The sequence below is a fragment of the Alteriqipengyuania triglochinis genome, assembly GCF_054655655.1.
In genome coordinates this window covers 310,057-328,583 of sequence record NZ_BAAHNC010000002.1, presented here as the reverse complement: position 1 = coordinate 328,583, position 18,527 = coordinate 310,057, and the positions used below count along the sequence as shown (strand labels likewise).

General features: G+C 66.0%; 17 protein-coding genes. 9 read left to right on the top strand and 8 right to left on the bottom strand.

Translation table 11 applies throughout. From position 1 onward, the window contains the following. The 3 genes from ACYQ0L_RS07285 to ACYQ0L_RS07275 form a co-directional block, all read right to left on the bottom strand. Positions 1-957 carry a DnaJ C-terminal domain-containing protein gene (locus ACYQ0L_RS07285; RefSeq protein ID WP_459788383.1) on the bottom strand — a complete coding sequence of 319 codons (957 nt, stop codon included), beginning with the start codon at positions 955-957 and terminating at the stop codon, positions 1-3. Between the two features lie 156 nt (positions 958-1,113). Further along, the gene (locus ACYQ0L_RS07280) at positions 1,114-1,911 is read right to left on the bottom strand and encodes a class I mannose-6-phosphate isomerase (RefSeq protein ID WP_459788382.1); all 798 of its coding nucleotides are present in this window, start codon (positions 1,909-1,911) and stop codon (positions 1,114-1,116) included. After that, complete coding sequence (locus tag ACYQ0L_RS07275; RefSeq protein ID WP_459788381.1) at positions 1,908-2,936, bottom strand: mannose-1-phosphate guanylyltransferase; 1,029 nt, start codon at positions 2,934-2,936, stop codon at positions 1,908-1,910. The genes ACYQ0L_RS07280 and ACYQ0L_RS07275 overlap by 4 nt, the downstream gene beginning before the upstream one ends. A 79-nt stretch (positions 2,937-3,015) precedes the next feature. Between ACYQ0L_RS07275 and pdxH the strand changes: the two genes are divergently transcribed. The 3 genes from pdxH to ACYQ0L_RS07260 are packed head-to-tail and all read left to right on the top strand — an operon-like array spanning position 3,016 to position 5,446. Beyond that, positions 3,016-3,633, top strand: coding sequence for a pyridoxamine 5'-phosphate oxidase (pdxH, locus tag ACYQ0L_RS07270; protein WP_459788379.1), 618 nt, complete (start codon positions 3,016-3,018; stop codon positions 3,631-3,633). Next, complete coding sequence (locus ACYQ0L_RS07265; RefSeq protein WP_459788378.1) at positions 3,630-4,619, top strand: cation diffusion facilitator family transporter; 990 nt, start codon at positions 3,630-3,632, stop codon at positions 4,617-4,619. The genes pdxH and ACYQ0L_RS07265 overlap by 4 nt, the downstream gene beginning before the upstream one ends. Continuing rightward, a complete protein-coding gene (locus tag ACYQ0L_RS07260; protein WP_459788377.1) occupies positions 4,616-5,446 on the top strand; it encodes a PhzF family phenazine biosynthesis protein in 831 nt (276 codons plus the stop codon). The genes ACYQ0L_RS07265 and ACYQ0L_RS07260 overlap by 4 nt, the downstream gene beginning before the upstream one ends. Before the next feature lie 23 nt (positions 5,447-5,469). Here the strand turns inward: ACYQ0L_RS07260 and ACYQ0L_RS07255 are convergent, their stop codons facing one another. Further along, positions 5,470-6,603, bottom strand: coding sequence for a serine hydrolase domain-containing protein (locus ACYQ0L_RS07255; protein WP_459788376.1), 1,134 nt, complete (start codon positions 6,601-6,603; stop codon positions 5,470-5,472). Between the two features lie 31 nt (positions 6,604-6,634). Between ACYQ0L_RS07255 and ACYQ0L_RS07250 the strand changes: the two genes are divergently transcribed. Further along, positions 6,635-7,015: a hypothetical protein gene (locus tag ACYQ0L_RS07250; protein WP_459788375.1), complete on the top strand. Its 381-nt coding sequence runs from the start codon at positions 6,635-6,637 to the stop codon at positions 7,013-7,015. A 34-nt stretch (positions 7,016-7,049) separates the two neighbouring features. On the opposite strand, the gene mnmA is transcribed toward ACYQ0L_RS07250, so the two are convergent. Continuing rightward, the gene (gene mnmA / locus ACYQ0L_RS07245) at positions 7,050-8,204 is read right to left on the bottom strand and encodes a tRNA 2-thiouridine(34) synthase MnmA (protein ID WP_459788374.1); all 1,155 of its coding nucleotides are present in this window, start codon (positions 8,202-8,204) and stop codon (positions 7,050-7,052) included. A gap of 404 nt (positions 8,205-8,608) precedes the next feature. Between mnmA and sciP the strand changes: the two genes are divergently transcribed. From sciP to ACYQ0L_RS07220, 5 genes are all read left to right on the top strand, one after another. Further along, a complete protein-coding gene (gene sciP / locus ACYQ0L_RS07240; RefSeq protein WP_115490998.1) occupies positions 8,609-8,908 on the top strand; it encodes a CtrA inhibitor SciP in 300 nt (99 codons plus the stop codon). 133 nt (positions 8,909-9,041) lie between these two features. Then, positions 9,042-9,308, top strand: coding sequence for a GlsB/YeaQ/YmgE family stress response membrane protein (locus ACYQ0L_RS07235; RefSeq protein ID WP_459788373.1), 267 nt, complete (start codon positions 9,042-9,044; stop codon positions 9,306-9,308). Positions 9,309-9,591: 283 nt separating this feature from the next. Beyond that, the gene (locus ACYQ0L_RS07230; protein WP_459788372.1) at positions 9,592-10,743 is read left to right on the top strand and encodes an efflux RND transporter periplasmic adaptor subunit; all 1,152 of its coding nucleotides are present in this window, start codon (positions 9,592-9,594) and stop codon (positions 10,741-10,743) included. Between the two features lie 6 nt (positions 10,744-10,749). Then, positions 10,750-14,241 (top strand): efflux RND transporter permease subunit, encoded by a 3,492-nt coding sequence (locus ACYQ0L_RS07225; RefSeq protein WP_459788371.1) that lies wholly within the window; start codon positions 10,750-10,752, stop codon positions 14,239-14,241. Between the two features lie 59 nt (positions 14,242-14,300). After that, entirely contained in the window at positions 14,301-15,521 is a 1,221-nt protein-coding gene (locus tag ACYQ0L_RS07220; RefSeq protein WP_459789006.1) for a DUF445 domain-containing protein, read from the top strand. On the opposite strand, the gene ACYQ0L_RS07215 is transcribed toward ACYQ0L_RS07220, so the two are convergent. The 3 genes from ACYQ0L_RS07215 to ACYQ0L_RS07205 form a co-directional block, all read right to left on the bottom strand. Next, positions 15,518-16,456 carry an energy transducer TonB gene (locus ACYQ0L_RS07215; protein WP_459788370.1) on the bottom strand — a complete coding sequence of 313 codons (939 nt, stop codon included), beginning with the start codon at positions 16,454-16,456 and terminating at the stop codon, positions 15,518-15,520. The two genes, ACYQ0L_RS07220 and ACYQ0L_RS07215, sit on opposite strands and share 4 nt — an antisense overlap. A 45-nt stretch (positions 16,457-16,501) precedes the next feature. After that, complete coding sequence (locus tag ACYQ0L_RS07210) at positions 16,502-17,431, bottom strand: electron transfer flavoprotein subunit alpha/FixB family protein (RefSeq protein ID WP_459788369.1); 930 nt, start codon at positions 17,429-17,431, stop codon at positions 16,502-16,504. 108 nt (positions 17,432-17,539) lie between these two features. After that, positions 17,540-18,286: an electron transfer flavoprotein subunit beta/FixA family protein gene (locus tag ACYQ0L_RS07205; protein WP_459788368.1), complete on the bottom strand. Its 747-nt coding sequence runs from the start codon at positions 18,284-18,286 to the stop codon at positions 17,540-17,542. Positions 18,287-18,527: the final 241 nt, after the last annotated feature.

Here is an 18,527-nt window from a genome sequence, read left to right as displayed (position 1 = left end):
TTACACGCCCAGGCTTGTGCGCGGATTCGTCTCGTCGTTCCACCCCTCGAGCGCCTGCGACAGGGCGTCGACATTCTCGGGCAGAACGATCTGGACCGTCACCAGCTGGTCGCCGCGTCCGCCGCCCTTGCGTGAAAAGCCCTTGCCGGAAAGGCGCATGGTCGTGCCGCCGGAGGTGCCCGGTGCGATCGTCAGCATTACCGGCCCGTCGACCGTCGGCACCCGCACCTTGCCGCCGCGCACCGCTTCGGCAAGCGTGATCGGCAAATCGAGCCGGACCCGGTCGCCGTCGCGTTCGAAGAAGGCATGCTTGTCGATCTCGACCGTCACCAGCGCGTCGCCCGCCCCGCCGGGGCCCTGTTCGCCCTTGCCGCGCAGCCGCATCTGCGTGCCGCTCTCGACACCGGCGGGCAGCTTGAGATCGATCGTCTTGCCGTCCGCCAGGGTAATCCGCTGCTCGGCGAGGCGTGCCGCGTCGATGAAGGGCACGCGCAAGCGATAGGCCGTGTCCGCGCCCTTGCGCGGGGGCGGTGCACTGCGGCCGAATCCGCCGCGCGGGTTGCCGCCGCCACCCATGCCGCCCGCACGTCCGCCGCCGAACAGACCTTCGAACAGGTCGCCCAGATCGACTTCCTCGCCGCCGCCGAAGCCGCGAAAATCCTGATTCGAATAGCCCGCACCCGGGCTCCCGCGTCCGCCACCGAAGCCGCCCGCACCCGCAAAGGGATTGGCGGGGTTGCCTTCCATGTCGATCTCGCCCCGGTCGTACCGCGCGCGCTGCGTCTTGTCGGACAGCAGGTCGTACGCCTTGGTAATGTCGGAAAATCGCTCGGACGCGTCGGGATTGTCCTTGTTGCGGTCGGGGTGAAGCTCCTTCGCGAGCTTGCGATAGGCGCTCTTGATCTCCTGTTCGGACGCAGAGCGACCGATGCCGAGAATGTCGTAGGGGTCCGCCATGCCTTGCTAGCTAGAATTGGCGGGCCCCCTGCGCAAGGCGCTTGGAGATCGAAAGTGCTGGCAATTCTGCGAATCACCTGGGGAACGCCCTTATCGACAAGCTCACCCGCACGGCGTTGGTCAGTTTTTTGCGGCCGCTATGATGAGCGCCTGGGTCTAGCGGGCAGTGTCCTCGACCAGAGCGACACTGGCTCCGTTCGCGATCGCAAGTCCACCGGTTCCCTGCGTCAACGTGCAGGTGCCCACCTCCAGCGGACGGCCTTCCAGCGACACACCCTCGGCCAGCGGCAGGATCAGCGCATGGCCTGCAAACCTGCCTTCGGGCACCGTGCCCGCCGCGCCCAGAATCGCGAGCCGGAAGTGCGGGCCGTCGATCAGTTCGTCGTATCCGCGCGCGGCAGAGCGTGCGCGTAGCGCCGCATCGTAGCCCGCGCGCCGGGCGACCCGCAGCCCGTCCTCCAGATGCAGTTCGCGCGGGCGGCCGTAATCGTAGAGGCGGTAGGTGATGTCGCTGTTCTGCTGCACTTCGAGCAGGCTGATCCCCGCGCCGATCGCATGGATCGTGCCCGCAGGAATGGAGAAGAAATCGCCCGGCGCGACTTCGATCCGGCCAAGGTCGTTCTCGATCGAACCGTCGAGGGCGGCGGCACGCAGTTCCTCCATGCTCATCTCGCGCTCGATACCGACCGCGATCGTCGCGCCCGGCTCCGCATCGAGGATGTACCAGCATTCGTTCTTGCCCCGGTGCCCCGGCGGTGCCTGCGCGTCGTCTGGGTGGACCTGCACGCTGAGCGCGGCATCGGTGAAGATGAACTTCACCAGCAAATCGGCCATTTCGGGAGGCGGGTCGAACCAGATCTCGCCCAGCGGCTCCTCGCTCGGATTGGTGAACGGCGGCGGCGGCGTGTGCCTGCCCCAGACCTTGTCGACGAGATGGACCGGCAGCTTCCTCATGGGCGGCCTGCGCCCTCGAGCTTGCCGACGTCCTGCGCGCCCCTGGCGCTGGTGACGAGGATGTCGTCGCCGTCAACCACCACGATCACATCGTCGAGCCCGACGACACAAACGCGCGGGCCATCGCTGTCCACCATCACGTTGGTGCAGTCGTGCAGTTCGTGCGGACCGGTGTTGGTCCCGCCGCGGGCCTCGCGCAGAGCATGCCAGTTGCCGATATCGGACCAGCCCATCGAGACGGGGACCATTGCGGCACGGCGGGTGTTCTCCATCACCGCATAGTCGATCGAATCGCCGTCGATTTCGGCGAACGGGGCCCGGGCGGGGCGGAATACCCTGCCGTCCTCGATCCCCGCCGCCACCGCATCCGCGCACAGGCGCGCCATCTCGGGCCGGTGGGTGCGAAGCTCTTCCAGCAGACGCTCCCGCCCGAAGGCGAAGATGCCGCCGTTCCAGCTGTACCGCCCGTCCGCCAGGAAGCTCTCTGCGGTTTCGAGGTCGGGCTTTTCGACGAATGCGTCGAGCGCGAAGCCGCCGGGAACTTCCGCGCCCTTGCGAAGGTAGCCGTAGCCGGTGTGCGGGCTCGTTGCCTCGATCCCGAAGGCGACCAGATAGCCTTCGCGCGCCAGCCCCGCTGCGGCTCGGGCCGCATCGCGAAAGGCCGCTTCGTCGGCGATGTGATGATCGCTCGGGCAGATGAGCAACACGCTGCCTTCGGGCGCGCGCAGCGCGGCCAGCGCGATCGCGGGAGCGGTGTTGCGGCCCATGGGCTCGGCAATGATCGACAGCGCCTCGCCACCCTGTTCCAGCACCAGCGGCACGTGCGCCTCCCCCGCGACGACCATCGGCGGGGCAAATGCCTCCGCCCCCTGATCCGCATTGGCCACGCGATCCACCGCCTGCTGGAACAGCGTCCGCTTGCCCAGCAGGGGCACGAAGGGCTTGGGCTTGGCGTGACGGCTGCGCGGCCACAGGCGTGTTCCGCCGCCGCCGCACAGGATCACTGGCTGGATTTTCCCCGACATTGCGCAAGCTCTAACGGGCAAGGGTTGCAAAATGAATGCCCTAATTGCCCGCACGCGGGAGCGGGTATAGGGCATGGGCATGAGCGATACCGAGCCCAACCCCACCGCCAGCGCGCTGCCCGAGGACGATCCGATGGGCCTGTTCGAGACCTGGTATGCCCAAGCGCGCGAGGCCGAGCCGAACGATTCGAACGCGATGGCTCTGGCGACGGCCACGGCCGAGGGTTTCCCCTCGGTCCGGATGGTGCTGCTGAAGGAGCATGGGCCCGAAGGGTTCACCTTCTACACCAATGCCCACAGCCGCAAGGGCGAGGAAATCCGCGCCAATCCGCGCGCGGCACTGCTGTTCCACTGGAAGAGCCTGCGCCGCCAGATCCGTATCGAGGGCGCGCTGACGCAGGTGGCGGACCGTGTCGCGGACGAATATTTCCACTCGCGCGCCCGCGCATCGCAGCTCGGCGCGGTCGCATCCGACCAGTCGCGCCCGATGGAGGAGCGGACCACCTTCGTGGAGCGTTACCGTGCCGCTGAAGAGCGCTTCGCCGAACGCGAGGTCGATCGGCCGCTATACTGGACGGGCTTTACCCTCGATCCCGAACGGATCGAGTTCTGGCTCGACCGCGAGAACCGCCTGCACGACCGGCGGCTGTTCGTGCGCCGCGCAGACGGCTGGAACAGCACGCTGCTGTTCCCATGAGGAGCCGCGCGGCGAGCGACAGGGCGGTCCTCGGGCGGAGCGCCGCGATCGCCTCTATCGTCACCGCGATGCTGCTGGTCGCGCTCAAGCTGTGGGCGGTTTGGCAGTCCGATTCGATGGCGCTGCTCGGCAGTCTTGCCGACAGTGCGCTGGATCTGATCGCGAGCCTGGCGACGCTTGTGGGCGTGATGATCGCCGCGCGACCGGCGGATACCTCCCACCGTTTCGGACACGGCAAGGCAGAGGCACTCGCCGCAGTCTTCCAGGTCATGCTGATCGCGCTGTCCGCCGCGGGAATCGCGATGCGTTCGGCCGAGGCGCTGGCCGAGGGGCAGCGGGTTGCCGCAGCGCAGGAGGGCATCATCGTCAGCGTGATCGCGATTGTCGCGACCCTTGCGCTGCTCGCCTACCAGCGCTTTGTCATCGCGCGCACCGGATCGCTCGCGATCGAGACCGATCATCTCCACTACCAGTCGGACCTGCTCCTCAACCTGGCGGTGATCGCGGCGCTGGTGCTCGATCGCTATGCGGGCCTCGCCGGTGCGGACCCGCTGTTCGGCCTCGGCATCGCCGCATGGCTGCTGTGGGGCGCGTGGCGCGCGGGCAGCGAGGCGATCGATCACCTGATGGATCGCGAATGGCCGGAAGAAAAGCGCCGTCGCTTCATCGCAGTCGCCGCGCGCCATCCCGAGCTGTCGCGGCTGCACGACTTGCGCACCCGCACCAGCGGCGGAATCGATTTTGTCCAGTTCCACGTGGACCTTCCGGGCGATTACTCCGTTAGCCACGCACACGACATTATCGAGCGGGTGGAGGACGACCTGCGCGGGGCATTCCCCGACGCCGAGGTCCTGATCCATATCGACCCCGAGGGCCATGTCGACGAACCCGCGAACCGGCTGGTCGAGGAAGACCAGTTCCAGCAGCTTGGAGAGAGACCGATGACCAGCCAGACACACGGACGCCCGGCGGACGAAGGAGCGTGAGCTCGCTCTCCTACTGGCACGTCGATGCCTTCGCCGACCGGCCCTTCGCCGGCAATCAGGCAGCGGTGATGCCGCTGTCGTCGTGGCTTCCCGATGCGACGCTGCAGGCGATCGGCGAGGAAAACAGTTTCGCCGAGACCGCCTTCGTCGTCCGCGACACCACCGGCGCCGCTGACTGGGAACTGCGCTGGTTCACGCCAACCAGTGAGGTCGCGCTGTGCGGCCATGCGACGCTCGCAGCAGGTCACGTGCTGCTCGACAAGGCCAACGGATTTTCGAAAGGAGCCGACGATACGGTAACCTTCCGCACCCGCAAGGCCGGCGTGCTCGAAGTGCGCCGCGCCGGCGACGGCTACGAACTGGCACTGCCGATCACGCGTGTCGAAGAGGGTGAGCTGCAATCGCTGCTGAGCGCGCTGCACGTGACCGCGCCGCTGTTCGAATCGGTCAGCGGCGCCGAACAGACGACGATCGTCCTGCTCGAAAACGAAGCGGCGGTGCGGGCCCTGAAGCCCGACATGCGCGCGCTCGGCAAGATCGACCGGATGGTGATCTGTACCGCGCCGGGCGACCCCTCGGGATCGGGTGCGGATATCGTCAGCCGGGTCTTCGTTCCCGCTTGGGGTGTGCCCGAGGACAGCGTGACCGGTTCGGCGCATGCCGCCCTCGCGCCTTTCTGGGCCGAGCGGTTGGGGCGCGACAGCATGAGCGCGTTCCAGGCCTCCAGGCGCGGGGGCACCCTGCAATGCCGGATGGATGGCGAACGGGTGTGGCTCGGCGGGCCGTGCGTGACGGTGGTCGAAGGGCAGTTCCGCCTGCCCGAATAGGCCTCCGGCTGCCCGGATGACGCCTATTGCGCGGGGTAAAGCTCGATCACGTCGTTGATCTGGCGCAGCAGGGCGCGGCGCTGCTCGGCATCCGAATGGCCCAGCCGCACGACCGTCAGCCTCTGCTTGGGCGAGACCACGATGTATTGCCCCATGTGGCCGATCGCGGCGAAGATGCCTTGCGGATCGTCGATCGGGTAGAGCTGGTTTTGCGGATCGGAGGCCTGCGTGTTGAGCCAGATCTGCCCGCCATAGAACGGCGCGGGCGGGCTGGGCTCCAGCATGAAATCGATCCACTTGCGCGGCACCAGCTGGGTGCCGCGATAGCTGCCCTTGTTGCGCAGGAATTCGCCGAAGCGCGCCCAGTCGCGTGCGGTCGCATGGATCGCGCTGCCGCCGATCAGCGTGCCCGACGCATCATATTCCGGGACCATCGAGGTCATGCCCAGCGGACCGAACAGCCGGGTGCGCAGATAGGTGTCGACCGCCTCGCGCCGCTCGTCCGGATCGCTGCTGCCCTCGGTCAGCACATCGGCCGCGATGTCTGCGAGGATGACGGTCGTATTGCTCGAATATTCGAACTTTTCGCCCGGCTCGGCTTCGAGCGGCTGTTCCTTGGCGAAGCTGGCCATATCGTCGCGCTGGTCGAGGAAGAGCATGCGCACCTCGCTCGACTCATAGGGCACATCCCCGCCTTCGGTATGGTCGAGGCCCGACCGCATCTGGAGCAGGTGGCGCAGGGTAATCTCGGCGCGCGCATCGCCCGGGCGCTGCCAGCCTGCCACCGGCGCGGGCGCGTCCAGTTCCAGCGCGCCGTCGGCGATCAGCATGCCGATCATCACCGCAGTGACCGTTTTCGCCATCGACCAGCTGATGAAGCGCGTATCCGCATCATATTCGGGCGCGTAACGCTCTGCCACGATCTCGCCCCCGTGCATCACCAGTGCTGCGCGCGTTTCGCCAAGGCCCTGATTTTCCTCGAACAGGTCGCCGAATTCCATCGCCAGCCGATCACGCCCGACGCCCGGTGAATCGCTAATGACAGCAAGTTCCTCGGCCGTCGGGCCTGGATCGGGTTCGCTCCCGCCGCTGCATCCGGAAAGGGCGATGGCGAGCAGCACGGGGGTTGCAAGCAGGAGGTGGCGGGGCGAAAGCATGGTCGCAGCAAATCGCACGAGAGAAGCCCGCTTGGCAACGACCGAAACCACTCCCGCCGACGTCCATCGAACCTCCCCCGGAAAGCGCCGCCTGTGGCCGCGCATCCTCCTCGTTGCGGCGCTGGTGCTCGCCAGCGTCTTGGCGGTGGCATGGTTCGCCAATCGCGAGGCGATCAACGGCTATGCCACGACCGGCGCGGCCTATGCCGCACGGGTCGGATGCTCGTGCCGCTATATCGGCGGGCGCGATATCGGCGACTGCGCGAAGGACAGGATTGCGGGGATGGAAATGGTCCGTCTCTCGGACGATCCCGCGAGCAAAAGCGTCACCGCAAGCTTTCCTCTCGTCGCCAGCCAGACCGCGCGTTTCCGCGAAGGGTATGGCTGCGTGCTCGAACCTTGGGAAGACTAGGCGCGCCCTGGCGGGGCCTTACGTGGCCAAGCCTTTACGCGGCGGGTTCTGTCGCGTCGATCCAGCCGCCGCCGACCACGCGCTCTCCGGCATAGATCACCGCCGCCTGCCCCGGTGCCACGCCGAATTCGGGCTGGGTGAATTCCAGCGCCACGCTGCCACCTTCGCCGAGCGATCCATCGATCCTCACCGGAACGGGCTTCGCGAGCGAGCGGACCTTGGCGGTCAGCGGCAGGTCGGGCAGCGGCCCGATCCGGTTGGTTTCGACCACGCGCGCGGACTTCGTCGCCAGCATGGCCTTGGGGCCGACGCGGACCTCGGCGGTCTCCGCATCGAGCTCGACCACATAGAGCGGTTCGGGCTGGCCGCCGATTTCGAGGCCCCGACGCTGCCCGACGGTGAAGTGGATCACCCCCGCATGCTCGCCCAGCGTCTCCCCGGTGCGCGCATGGACGATGGTGCCGGGCCTGGCTCCCTCGGGGCGCAGGCCCTTCACGATCTTCGCGTAATTGCCGTCGGGCACGAAGCAGATATCCTGGCTGTCGGGCTTGGCCGCGTTGCGCAGGCCCGCAGCCTCGGCAAGGTCGCGCACCTGCGTCTTGGGCATGCCGCCCAGCGGGAAACGCAGGAAATCGAGCTGCTCCTGCGTGGTCGCGAAGAGGAAATAGGACTGGTCGCGGCTCGCATCCTCGGCCCGCTGCAGTTCGGGGCCGCCGGCTCCGATCGCGCGGCGCACATAGTGCCCGGTTGCAAGGCAATCGGCGTTCAGTTCGCGCGCCATCGCCAGCAGATCGGTAAACTTGGGCCCCATGTTGCAACGAATGCAGGGCACGGGAGTGCGACCCGCGAGATAATCGTCGGCGAACTGTTCCACCACCGTTTCGCGAAAGGCGCTTTCGTGATCGAACACGTAATGGGCGATGCCCAGCCGGTCGGCCACGGCGCGCGCATCGGCGATATCGTCGCCTGCGCAGCACGCGCCCTTGCGGCCGGTCGCCGCGCCGTAATCGTACAGCTGCAGGGTAATGCCGACCACGTCCGCGCCGGTTCTCGCGGCGAGCGCCGCCACTACCGAACTGTCCACTCCGCCCGACATGGCGACCACGATCCGGCAGTCGGCAGGATCGCGGGGCAGATCGAACAGGCGGGCGGCCTCTTCGGCGTTGGAGAGATATGCGGTGTCGGACATAGGCGTTAAGCCTGCGCATATAGCCTTCACCGGCCGCGAGACAAGCGAAGGCGGCCCGATGCGGAACGAGAATGCGCCTCGCGGTTTACCCTATATTGACCATCTCCCCGCTAGACATTTTCCTATGTTCCAAGGACTTGAACATATTTCTGCGGCGAAGGACCCGGCCCTGACCGAAGGTCTCAGGCGCGTCCGCTGGGCGGAGCTTGCCGTTGCGATCCGCCTCTCACGCGATCCGGCCCCTTCCGAGCAAGGGGTGCTGTCTCGCGCCGGACCGTTCTTCGATCGCGGCGAAACCAAATACGAACGCGGCGTTAACCTTAGCTCTTTAGCGCGCCGAAAAGCACCCGGAGATAGCGCTACGCTCAGCGCAGAGCTTTCCCCCAGGCGCACCGAGAGAACCGATGATTGAGAACCAGAAAATCAAACCCGACCAAGTGATCGGCCCGCTGGGCGAGCCGCTGACCCTGGAAGACCTTCCGAGCCCCAAGACCAAGCGCTGGGTGATCCGCCGCAAGGCCGAAGTCGTCGCTGCGGTGAATGGCGGCCTGCTGACGATCGACGAAGTCCTCGAACGGTACGGGCTGACGCTGGAAGAGTTCGCCTCGTGGCAGCGCGCGGTCGACCGGTCGGGCATGCAGGGCCTGCGGGTGACTCGCATCCAGCACTACCGCGACCTGTACGAGCGCCAGCTGAAATACTGAACCGCCGCACGTTTTCGTCGCCGGCCAGCCAATTTTCCACGCGACTATTCCTCGTGGCGCGGGAACTCCCCGTCGCTTAACTCCGTTGCTGCCCCGTAACCCGGACGGGTTCGGCAAAAACAGGAGTTGGGACATGAGTTGGATTATCGCCATTATTATCGGTGGTGTGGCCGGCTGGATCGCAAGCATGATCATGGGCCGCGATGCCTCGATGGGCATTTTCTGGAACATTATCGTCGGTTTGATCGGCTCGCTTATCGGTAACTGGGTCGGCAATGCCTTCCTCGGCGTCGGCGGCCCGATCGGATCGTTCAGCCTCGAAGGCTTCCTCGTGGCCATTCTGGGCGCGGTGATCCTGCTGGCGATTGCCAATCTGGTACAGCGCGGCCGCGTTCGCTAACCAGACCGACGCGAAAAATGACGCTTCGGGGCGGTTCGGCGACATGCCGGACCGCCCTTTTTCGTGTTCGGGGTGCGACGAGGCGCGCGTCTGCAGCGATTGCCCCTCACTTTCCTTCGTCCGGCAGGCTATGCGTTTCGTAGAGCGCCCGATTGCCTGCACTGTATGCTCGGACTAAGGCACCAGTGGATCGCCCCGGGGGATGACGAAGGGGCGAGCTGGTACACCGCCAAAGACAGATGAACTGCCAATCCCGGTCGGTGATGAGGACAAAGAAACGAGCATGACTGCGAGCTACTCAACCACGGCCGAGCAGACCGACGGGGGCGGACGCACCCGCATCATCATCATCATCGTCGCGGTGCTGATCGTCGCCGCGCTGGTGGCGGGATGGTTTTTCCTGAGCGCAACGAACGATGCGCCGGACGAGCCGAGTGCGAACGACCAGGCGCCCGAGATCACCGTGATGCAGCCCGGCAGCGCCACCATCGAAGGCACGATCACCGCCACCGGCACCATTGGTGCGCGGCGCGCGCTGCCGGTCGGTGTGGTCGGCGAAGGCGGGCGCGTCGTTTCGGTCAATGTCGAGCAGGGCCAGTGGGTCCGTGCCGGCCAGGTGCTCGCCTCGATCGACCGGTCGGTCCAGAACGAGCAGGCGCGCGCACAGGCCGCGCAGGTCGAGGTCGCGCGGGCCGATGCCGAACTGGCACAGAACAACCTCGACCGCGCCCTGCAGCTGGTCGAGCGCGGCTTCGTCTCCACCGCCGACGTCGATCGGCTGACGGCGACGCGCGATGCTGCGCGTGCGCGGGTCAACGTGGCGCAGGCCCAGCTGGCGGAACTGCGCGAGCGCAATGCGCGGCTTAACATCGTTGCGCCCGCCGCAGGCCTCGTGCTTCAACGCAATATCGAACCCGGCCAGACCGTGGGCGCGGGCACATCTTCCGCCTTCGTGCTTGCGCAGGGCGGGCAGATGGAATTGCGCGCGCAGGTCGGAGAAAGCGAATTGCAGCGCCTGGGTGTCGGCGTCGAGGCGGAGATTTCGCCGGTGGGCTCGACCCAGACCTACACCGGCCAGATCTGGCAGATCGAGCCGACGGTCGATGAACAGAGCCGCCAGGGCGTGGCACGCATCGCGCTGAACTACGCGCCCGGACTGCGCCCCGGGGGCTTCGCCACCGCGACCATCCGCAGCGGTACGACCGTCGCGCCCCTGCTCCCCGAAAGCGCGGTGATGGCGGATGACGATGGCAGCTATGTCTACATCGTAGACAAGGATAACACGGTTCGTCGCCGTGCGGTCGAAACCGGGATGGTCACTGGCAAGGGCATCGCGATCAACAGCGGGCTTACGGGTAAGGAGCGGATCGTGCTGCGGGCTGGCGGCTTCCTCAATCCCGGTGAACAGGTTAATCCTGTGATGCAGGGCGAGTAGGCGATCATGGATTTCCGCAACATCTCCGCGTGGTCGATCCGCAACCCGGTCATTCCGCTGGTCTTCTTCGCCGCGCTGCTGCTGGCCGGACTGCTCAGCTTCACCCGGATGGACGTGGTCAACAACCCGGAGGTCGAGTTTCCGGCGGTCAATGTCAGCATCTCGCAGCCAGGTGCTGCGCCGACCGAGATCGAGAACCAGATCACGCAGCTCGTCGAATCCGCCGTCCGCTCGATCAATGGCGTGAAGACGATCAACTCGACCGCGTCGGAAGGCAATTCCAACACCTTCATCGAATTCGAGATCGGCACCGATCCCGACGATGCGGTGTCCGAAGTCACCAACGCGATCGACACGATTCGCGGATCGCTGCCCGACGGCATTCTGGAACCGCGCGTGTCGAAGGAGGAAATCTCGGGCGGTTTCCTCGGCATCTTCGCGGTTGAGGCCAACGACATGACGTTGGAACAGCTCAGCTGGTTCATCGATGACGTCGTCGCCAAGCGGCTGCTCGGCGTCGAAGGCATGGCGGAGGTCAACCGCTTTGCCGGGGTCGATCGCGAGATCGAGGTGATCCTCGATCCGCAGAAGATCCAAGCCTACGGGGTTACCGCCAGCCAGCTCAACGGCGTGCTGCGGCAGAACAACCTCAACGCGGCGGGCGGCGCGACCGAAGTGGGTGGCACGCGCCAGTCGGTCCGCGTGCTCGGCAACAGCGAGGATGCCTTCGCCCTCTCGCAGCAGCAGATCCAGCTGGGCGACGGGCGCACGATCAAGCTTGCCGACGTCGCCAACGTGCGCGACGGCTTCTCCGAACAGACATCGATCAGCAAGGTGCGCGACAAGGAAGTCGTCAACTTCGCGATGTCGCGCGCCAAGGGCGCATCCGACGTTTCAACCTACCATGACGCGATGGCCGAGATCGAGAAGATCGAGGCCGAGAATCCCGGGGTCAGGTTCATCCAGCTGTTCGACACGGTCAAATATACCGAGGAACAGTACGAAAGCTCGATCGCAATGATGATCGAGGGCGCGCTGCTCGCGGTCGTCGTGGTGTTCTTCTTCCTGCGCGACTGGCGCGCGACCTTCATCTCCGCTGTCGCGATCCCGCTGTCGGCGATCCCGACCTTCTGGTTCATGGATCTTGCCGGGTTCAACCTGAACTCGCTGTCCCTGCTGGCGCTCGCACTGGTCGCTGGCGTGCTGGTCGACGATGCTATCGTCGAGATCGAGAACATCGTCAGACACATGCGAATGGGCAAGAACGCCTACCAGGCGTCCATCGACGCGGCGGACGAGATCGGCCTGCCGGTGGTGGCGACCAGTTTCTGCATCGTCGCGGTGTTCCTGCCCGTGGGCCTGATGCCCGGCATCTCCGGCCAGTTCTTCAAGAACTTCGGCATTACCGTGGTCATCGCGGTGCTGATGTCGCTGGCGGTCGCGCGGATGATCACGCCGATGCTGGCGGCCTACTTCCTCAAGTCAAAGGGCCATGCCAGCCACGGCGAGGGTCCGGTGATGGACCGCTACATGGGCATCCTTCACTGGTCGCTCGAACGCGGCAAGATGCTCCGCCGGCGCGAAGGGATCGAGAAGCCGCATAAGCGCTTCGCCTACATGATTGCGCTGCTGGTGACGGTCCTGCTGCTGATCGGGGCCGTGGGCGGGGCCTTCTTTGTCTCGCATGGTGCGTTGGGCGGGCTTGGCCTTGCCGACATGGCGGGCAATGCGGTCGCCTCGTCGCCCGATTCGATTGCCGGCACCTTCTACAACCGGCTCGTCGGGATCGCGCAGCTGGTCGCTGCGATGGCGATCGCTTTCGCGGCCGGCTTCGTCCTGCTCAAGCTGCTTGGCCTGGTGAGCGCCATGTTCGGCCGTCGGTCGCGCGAAGTCTGGCGCTACCTCGAGGCGCGCTTCTACGATCACCGCGTGTGGATGCTGATGATTGGCTTCTTCGCGCTGCTGCTGACCGTGCAGCTGTTCATGATGACGCCGAGCGCGTTCCAGCCGACCGTCGATAGCGACAGCAGCCAGGTCCAGATCGAAATGGTGCCGGGCACCACGCTGGAAGATACCGAGGAGGTTGCGGACCGCGTCGCCGCGCTGCTCTACCAGCAGCCCGAGGTCGAGCGCGCGCTCGAGCGCGTGCGGATGGGCAACGCGACGATCTACGTCACGCTCTCGCCCGATCGCGAACGGACCTCGATCCAGTTCGAGCGGCAGCTGGCCCCGACGCTCGCCAGAATTCCCGATGCGCGCGTGCGCTTCCAGTCGCAGCAGGGCGGCGGTGGCGGCAGCGGGCGTGATATCACGGTGATGCTGGCAGGCTCCGATCCGGAGGTGCTGCAGGAAACCGCGTCCGAACTGGTCGAACAGATGAAGGGGCTCGACACGCTGGTCGCGCCGCGCATTGATGCCGACCTGACGCGTCCCGAACTGATCATCACGCCGCGTCCCGATCTCGCAGCGGACCTGGGCGTGTCGACCGCCGCGCTCAGCCAGACGATCCGCATCGCGACGCTGGGCGAGATCGAACAGAACGCGGCCAAGTTCTCGCTCTCCGACCGGCAGATCCCGATCCGGGTGAAGCTGCCCGAAGCCTCGCGCGAAAGCCTTACGACGATCGAGAACCTGCCCGTGCCCACGCTGCGCGGCGGCACGATCCCGCTAAGCCGCGTGGCCGATGTCAGCTTCGGGTCCGGTCCGACGGCGATCCAGCGCTACAACCAGAGCCGCCGCATCCTCGTCGGTGCCGATCTTGCCGAAGGCGTCGTCTCGGGCGAGGCGCGCGCGCAGATCGACGCGCTACCCGCGCTGCAGGAGCTGCCGCAGGGCGTGACCCGCGACGCGGTGGGCGACGAACAGTGGCAGAACGAGCTGGTCACCAGCCTGATGTACGCGGTGATCGCGGGCGTGCTGCTGGTCTTCGCGGTGCTGGTACTGCTGTATAAGCGGCTCATGAGCCCGCTGGTCAACATGACCAGCCTCGCGCTCGCTCCGCTGGGCGGCATTTTCCTCGTCTGGATTGTCGGCCAGCCCCAGTCGATGCCGGTCTATATCGGCGTGCTCCTGCTGCTGGGCATCGTGTCCAAGAACTCGATCCTGCTGATCGACTTCGCGATCGAGGCGATGGCCGGCGGGCAGAGCAAGATGGAGGCAATCCTCGACGCTGGCCACAAGCGTGCCCAGCCGATCGTGATGACGACCTTCGCGATGACCGCAGGGATGATCCCCACCGCGCTTTCAGGCGTGCTGGGATCGGGCGATGGGGCATGGCGCGCACCGATGGGCACGATGGTGATCGGCGGGCTGGTGGTCTCCACCCTGCTCACCCTGCTCATCGTGCCCGCAGGCTTCAGCCTTGCCGACGGCTTTGAGAAACGCGTCGGCCCCTGGCTGCGCGATCGCATGCTCAGCTATCGCCCAGGCGATGCGACCGACTCCCGCCATCGCGGCGCGCCCGGTGACGGCGAAGCGGACCCAGCGCCCGCAGAGTGACCGAGGCACCGCCCACCGGCCCCGCGGGGGGAGCCGTCACGCCCGACCGCGCGCGGGCGATGCGCCGGACGGCAACCCTGATGCTCGTGCTGATGGCGGTAATCTTCGCCGTCAGCCATTGGGCGATGGGGGCCTACCCCCAGTGGGCCCCGGGGCTCGGCTACGCCAATGCCTTTGCCGAGGCCGCAATGGTCGGCGGGCTGGCGGACTGGTTCGCGGTGACCGCGCTGTTCCGCCACCCCCTGGGCCTGCCGATCCCGCACACCGCGATCATCCCGACGAAGAAGGACCGGATCGCGGACACGATGGCGCAGTTCCTGCGCGCCAATTTCCTCACGCCGTCGGTGGTCGCGCGGCGCATGCGGCGCATGAACGTCGCGGCGAGCGCGGGCGAATTCCTGATGCGGAGCGAGGACACCTCCCGCTCGCGCCTGATGGGCGGCGGGGCGGAGCTGGTTGCCGAAGTGCTCGAATCGCTCGATCCCGAACGGCTGGGCCTGCGCGTCCGCTCGGGGCTTGCCGTGCAGCTCTCCAAGGTCGAGCTGGCCCCGCTGCTGGGCGGCTTGCTCGAAAACCTGATCGCCGATGGCCGCCACCGGCCGCTGCTCGACGGGCTGATCCGCTGGGCGGGCCTGACGCTGGAGGACAACGAGGAGGCGGTGCGCGAGATCATCCGCAGTCGCGCGAATTCGGTGCTGCGCTGGACCGGTCTGGACAGCCGCATCTCCAGCTCGGTGCTCGATGGGGTGTATCGCCTGTTGGCGGAGGTGCTGGTCGATCCCGAGCACCCCATGCGCGGTCGGATCGACGCCGCGCTGGTGAAGCTGGCGGTGCAGCTCAAGACCGATCCCGACATGCGCGCGAAGGTCGAAGCCGTGAAGATGGACCTGCTGGAGAACCCGGCGCTGGCCGACTGGTGGATGGGTGTGTGGGAGCGTATTCGCCATTCGCTGATTGCCCGCGCGCGCGATCCCGAAGGCGGGCTGGGGGGCGAACTGCGCGAGGGCCTGCGCGAAGTGGGCAAGGCGCTGCAGGACGATCCGCGCTTGCAACGCCAGATCAACCGCTTCGCACGGCGCACCGCGGTTGGCCTCACCTCACGCTACGGCGCGCAGATCGTGGCGCTGGTGTCCGAAACCGTGAAACGCTGGGATGCGGGCACGGTGACCGACCGGATCGAGGGTGCGGTGGGCCGCGACCTGCAGTTCATCCGCATCAACGGCACGCTGGTGGGCGGGCTGGTCGGCGTGACGCTGCACGCGATCGTACAGGTGTTCTAGCGGGCCATATGGAAATGGGCTGCGCCCGCATAGTAGGACCGGATCGGATTGCCTTGCGAATCGAGCGCGGGTTCGAACTCGGCGCGTGACATGAGCTTTTCACAGGTCAGGTCGGAGAAATCGTCCGGATCAGTCGCTCCGTCGATCGCGCAGCTGGCCGGCATTCCCCGCTCGTCGATAATCAGCCGGAATCGCACGATGCCCTGCCTGCCGGCCTTTGTGGCGGAACGGGGATAGTCCACGTCCCTGATCCATAGGCCGGGATTGTTTTTGGGAGTCGCCCTTCGTTGAAGCTCGCGGTGGGCAGCAATGTCGACCCCCCATTCGGCAACGAGGCTTTCCATGCAATTGTCCATCACTGCGAGAGCCTTATCCATCGGCCCGGTCGCGAGACGGAGGGGTCTGCGTCGCCGCTCGATCTCGAGCCACTCGATCCGGGCTGCGCGCTCGGCGGAAAACTTGCCTGTGAAGACGTTCACCGGCGCAGGAGGGACGTATTCTTCGTCCCGATCCGCGAGCGCATCGCTCGTCACTTGGCCGAAAGCGCCGATCGTGAACAAAGCTGCTAACCCGTACTCACCGAGGGTGCCGGAGAAAGCCGATGTTTCGCGCTCCTCCTCGTGAGGTCCAAACCGATACGTGATTTCCTCGACGGATGAGGGCAAGCGCAGCTTCTCGACGGGGGAGCCCGCCACGGTGGTCTCAAAGGTCCCCGCGGGCTGATGCTGTTCCATCATCAGAACGACTTTATCGTCCCCCTCGCCGAAGATGCGCACCAGCTTGCAGCTGGTGGGCGAATAGTCGGCATGCCAGTTCGAGGACGGCTGAAGTGTTTCCGGTTCCTTTTCCTTCGCTGCCATTGCGGGCCAAGAAAAAACCGCCGCGAAGGCAAGAACCCCCGCGGCGGTCAGCGATGTCGTTACTTTACCGATCATATCGCGAAGACTATTCGCGCATTGCGACCGGATCAAGACAGTATGTTACAGCTTCTCGGTCAGCTCCGGCACGGCCTTGAACAGGTCGGCGACCAGGCCGATGTCCGCGACCTGGAAGATCGGTGCGTCCTCGTCCTTATTGATCGCGATGATCGTCTTGGAATCCTTCATCCCTGCAAGGTGCTGGATCGCGCCCGAGATGCCGATCGCGAAATAGGCTTCCGGCGCGACGATCTTGCCGGTCTGGCCGACCTGGTAGTCGTTGGGGACATAGCCCGCATCGACCGCCGCACGGCTCGCGCCGATCGCGGCGCCCAGCTTGTCTGCCAGCGGCGTGATATATTCCTCGAACGTCTCCGCATCCTTCAGCGCACGGCCGCCCGACACGACCACGCTCGCGCTGGTCAGTTCGGGACGCTCGCTCTTGGCGAGTTCACGACTGATGAATTCGGAGGTGCCAGCATCGCCGGTGGTCTCCACCGTCTCGACAGTCCCGCTGCCGCCTTCGGCTTCGGCCTTGTCGAACGCGGTACCGCGCACGGTCAGGACCAGCTTGTCTTCGGTGCTTTCGACCGTCGCGATCGCGTTGCCTGCGTAGATCGGGCGGGTGAAGGTCTTTTCGCCTTCGACCGACAGGATGTCGGACACCTGCATTACGTCGAGCAGCGCGGCGACGCGCGGCGCGATGTTCTTGCCGGTGGTGGTGGCGGGCGCGACGAAAGCGTCGTGATCGGCCATCAGCTTGGCAGCGAGCGGGGCGACGTTTTCGGCCAGCATGTCCTTGTAGGCGGCGTCGTCCGCGAGGTGGACCTTGCCCACGCCCGCGATCTTGGCGGCTTCGTCGGCCACGCCGCTGCAATTCGCGCCGACGACCAGCAGGTGAACCTCGCCCAGCTTGGACGCGGCGGTCACCGCTGCAAGCGTCGCATCCTTCACGCTTTCATTGTCGTGTTCGACCAGAACCAGAGTTTTCATATTCGTTTCCTTACCATCGGGCCCGTCCGCAGCGTTCCTGTCGAAGCGCTCAAAACGGGCCGTCCGCGCGCGGCCTCAACCGTGCGCGCGGACGGAGATTGAGTTGCTTCAAGCGATGCCCAGCGCCTTCACCTTGGCGACCAGCGCATCGACATCCTCGACCTTTTCGCCCGCCTGGCGAACCGGCGGTTCGGAGACGTTGGTGGTCTTGAGGCGCGGCGCGGTGTCGACGCCGAAATCGGCCGGGCTCTTGGTGTCGAGCGGCTTCTTCTTTGCCTTCATGATGTTGGGCAGCGAGGCGTAGCGCGGCTCGTTCAGGCGCAGGTCGGTGGTGACGATGGCAGGGAGCGTCAGCTTGACCGTTTCGAGGCCGCCATCGATCTCGCGCTTCACGGTGACGCTTTCGCCATCGAGTTCGATCGTGTTGGCGAAGGTCCCCTGCGGACGGTCGAGCAGTGCGGCCAGCATCTGGCCGGTCTGATTGCTGTCGTCCGAGATCGACTGCTTGCCCAGCAGGACGAGGCCCGGCTGTTCCTCTTCGACGATCGCCTTGAGGATCTTGGCCACGGCCAGCGGCTCGACCTCATCGTCGGTCTCGACGAGGATCGCGCGGTCGGCACCCATGGCGAGCGCGGTACGCAGCGTTTCCTGCGCCTTTGCCGGGCCGATGGAGACGGCGACGATTTCTTCCGCGTTGCCCGCTTCCTTGATCCGGATCGCTTCTTCGACCGCGATCTCGTCGAACGGGTTCATGCTCATCTTGACGTTGGCGAGGTCGACCCCCGAACCATCCGCCTTGACGCGCGGTTTGACGTTGTAATCGATCACCCGCTTGACGGGGACGAGTATCTTCATTGTGTTTTCCCTTTCGCGTGTCGGCCGGGTTTTGCCCACCGGGCCGCAGAATGTCCCGACTTTCTAATGGCTGGGGGCGGTGTTGCGTTCCGGGAACAGCGCCGTCAAGTGCAGCCGCGCAGGCGCGCTTTGGCGTAGCGTAAGGTTGGGCGTCGGCACCTGCATCCCGGCTGGCGAAACCCCTTGCGAATCATGTTAAGGGCCGATCCGAACCCCTCACCGACCAAGGTTTTGCATCACT

Bases quoted from the DNA above. Each gene is read 5' to 3' on its own strand.
- ACYQ0L_RS07285 (WP_459788383.1), bottom strand. From the start codon at position 957: ATGGCGGACCCCTACGACATTCTCGGCATCGGTCGCTCTGCGTCCGAA.
- pdxH (WP_459788379.1), top strand. From the start codon at position 3,016: ATGAGCGATACCGAGCCCAACCCCACCGCCAGCGCGCTGCCCGAGGAC.
- ACYQ0L_RS07280 (WP_459788382.1), bottom strand. From the start codon at position 1,911: ATGAGGAAGCTGCCGGTCCATCTCGTCGACAAGGTCTGGGGCAGGCAC.
- mnmA (WP_459788374.1), bottom strand. From the start codon at position 8,204: ATGTCCGACACCGCATATCTCTCCAACGCCGAAGAGGCCGCCCGCCTG.
- ACYQ0L_RS07230 (WP_459788372.1), top strand. From the start codon at position 9,592: ATGACTGCGAGCTACTCAACCACGGCCGAGCAGACCGACGGGGGCGGA.
- ACYQ0L_RS07265 (WP_459788378.1), top strand. From the start codon at position 3,630: ATGAGGAGCCGCGCGGCGAGCGACAGGGCGGTCCTCGGGCGGAGCGCC.
- ACYQ0L_RS07210 (WP_459788369.1), bottom strand. From the start codon at position 17,431: ATGAAAACTCTGGTTCTGGTCGAACACGACAATGAAAGCGTGAAGGAT.
- ACYQ0L_RS07235 (WP_459788373.1), top strand. From the start codon at position 9,042: ATGAGTTGGATTATCGCCATTATTATCGGTGGTGTGGCCGGCTGGATC.
- ACYQ0L_RS07225 (WP_459788371.1), top strand. From the start codon at position 10,750: ATGGATTTCCGCAACATCTCCGCGTGGTCGATCCGCAACCCGGTCATT.
- ACYQ0L_RS07255 (WP_459788376.1), bottom strand. From the start codon at position 6,603: ATGCTTTCGCCCCGCCACCTCCTGCTTGCAACCCCCGTGCTGCTCGCC.
- ACYQ0L_RS07275 (WP_459788381.1), bottom strand. From the start codon at position 2,936: ATGTCGGGGAAAATCCAGCCAGTGATCCTGTGCGGCGGCGGCGGAACA.
- ACYQ0L_RS07220 (WP_459789006.1), top strand. From the start codon at position 14,301: ATGCGCCGGACGGCAACCCTGATGCTCGTGCTGATGGCGGTAATCTTC.
- ACYQ0L_RS07205 (WP_459788368.1), bottom strand. From the start codon at position 18,286: ATGAAGATACTCGTCCCCGTCAAGCGGGTGATCGATTACAACGTCAAA.
- sciP (WP_115490998.1), top strand. From the start codon at position 8,609: ATGATTGAGAACCAGAAAATCAAACCCGACCAAGTGATCGGCCCGCTG.
- ACYQ0L_RS07215 (WP_459788370.1), bottom strand. From the start codon at position 16,456: ATGATCGGTAAAGTAACGACATCGCTGACCGCCGCGGGGGTTCTTGCC.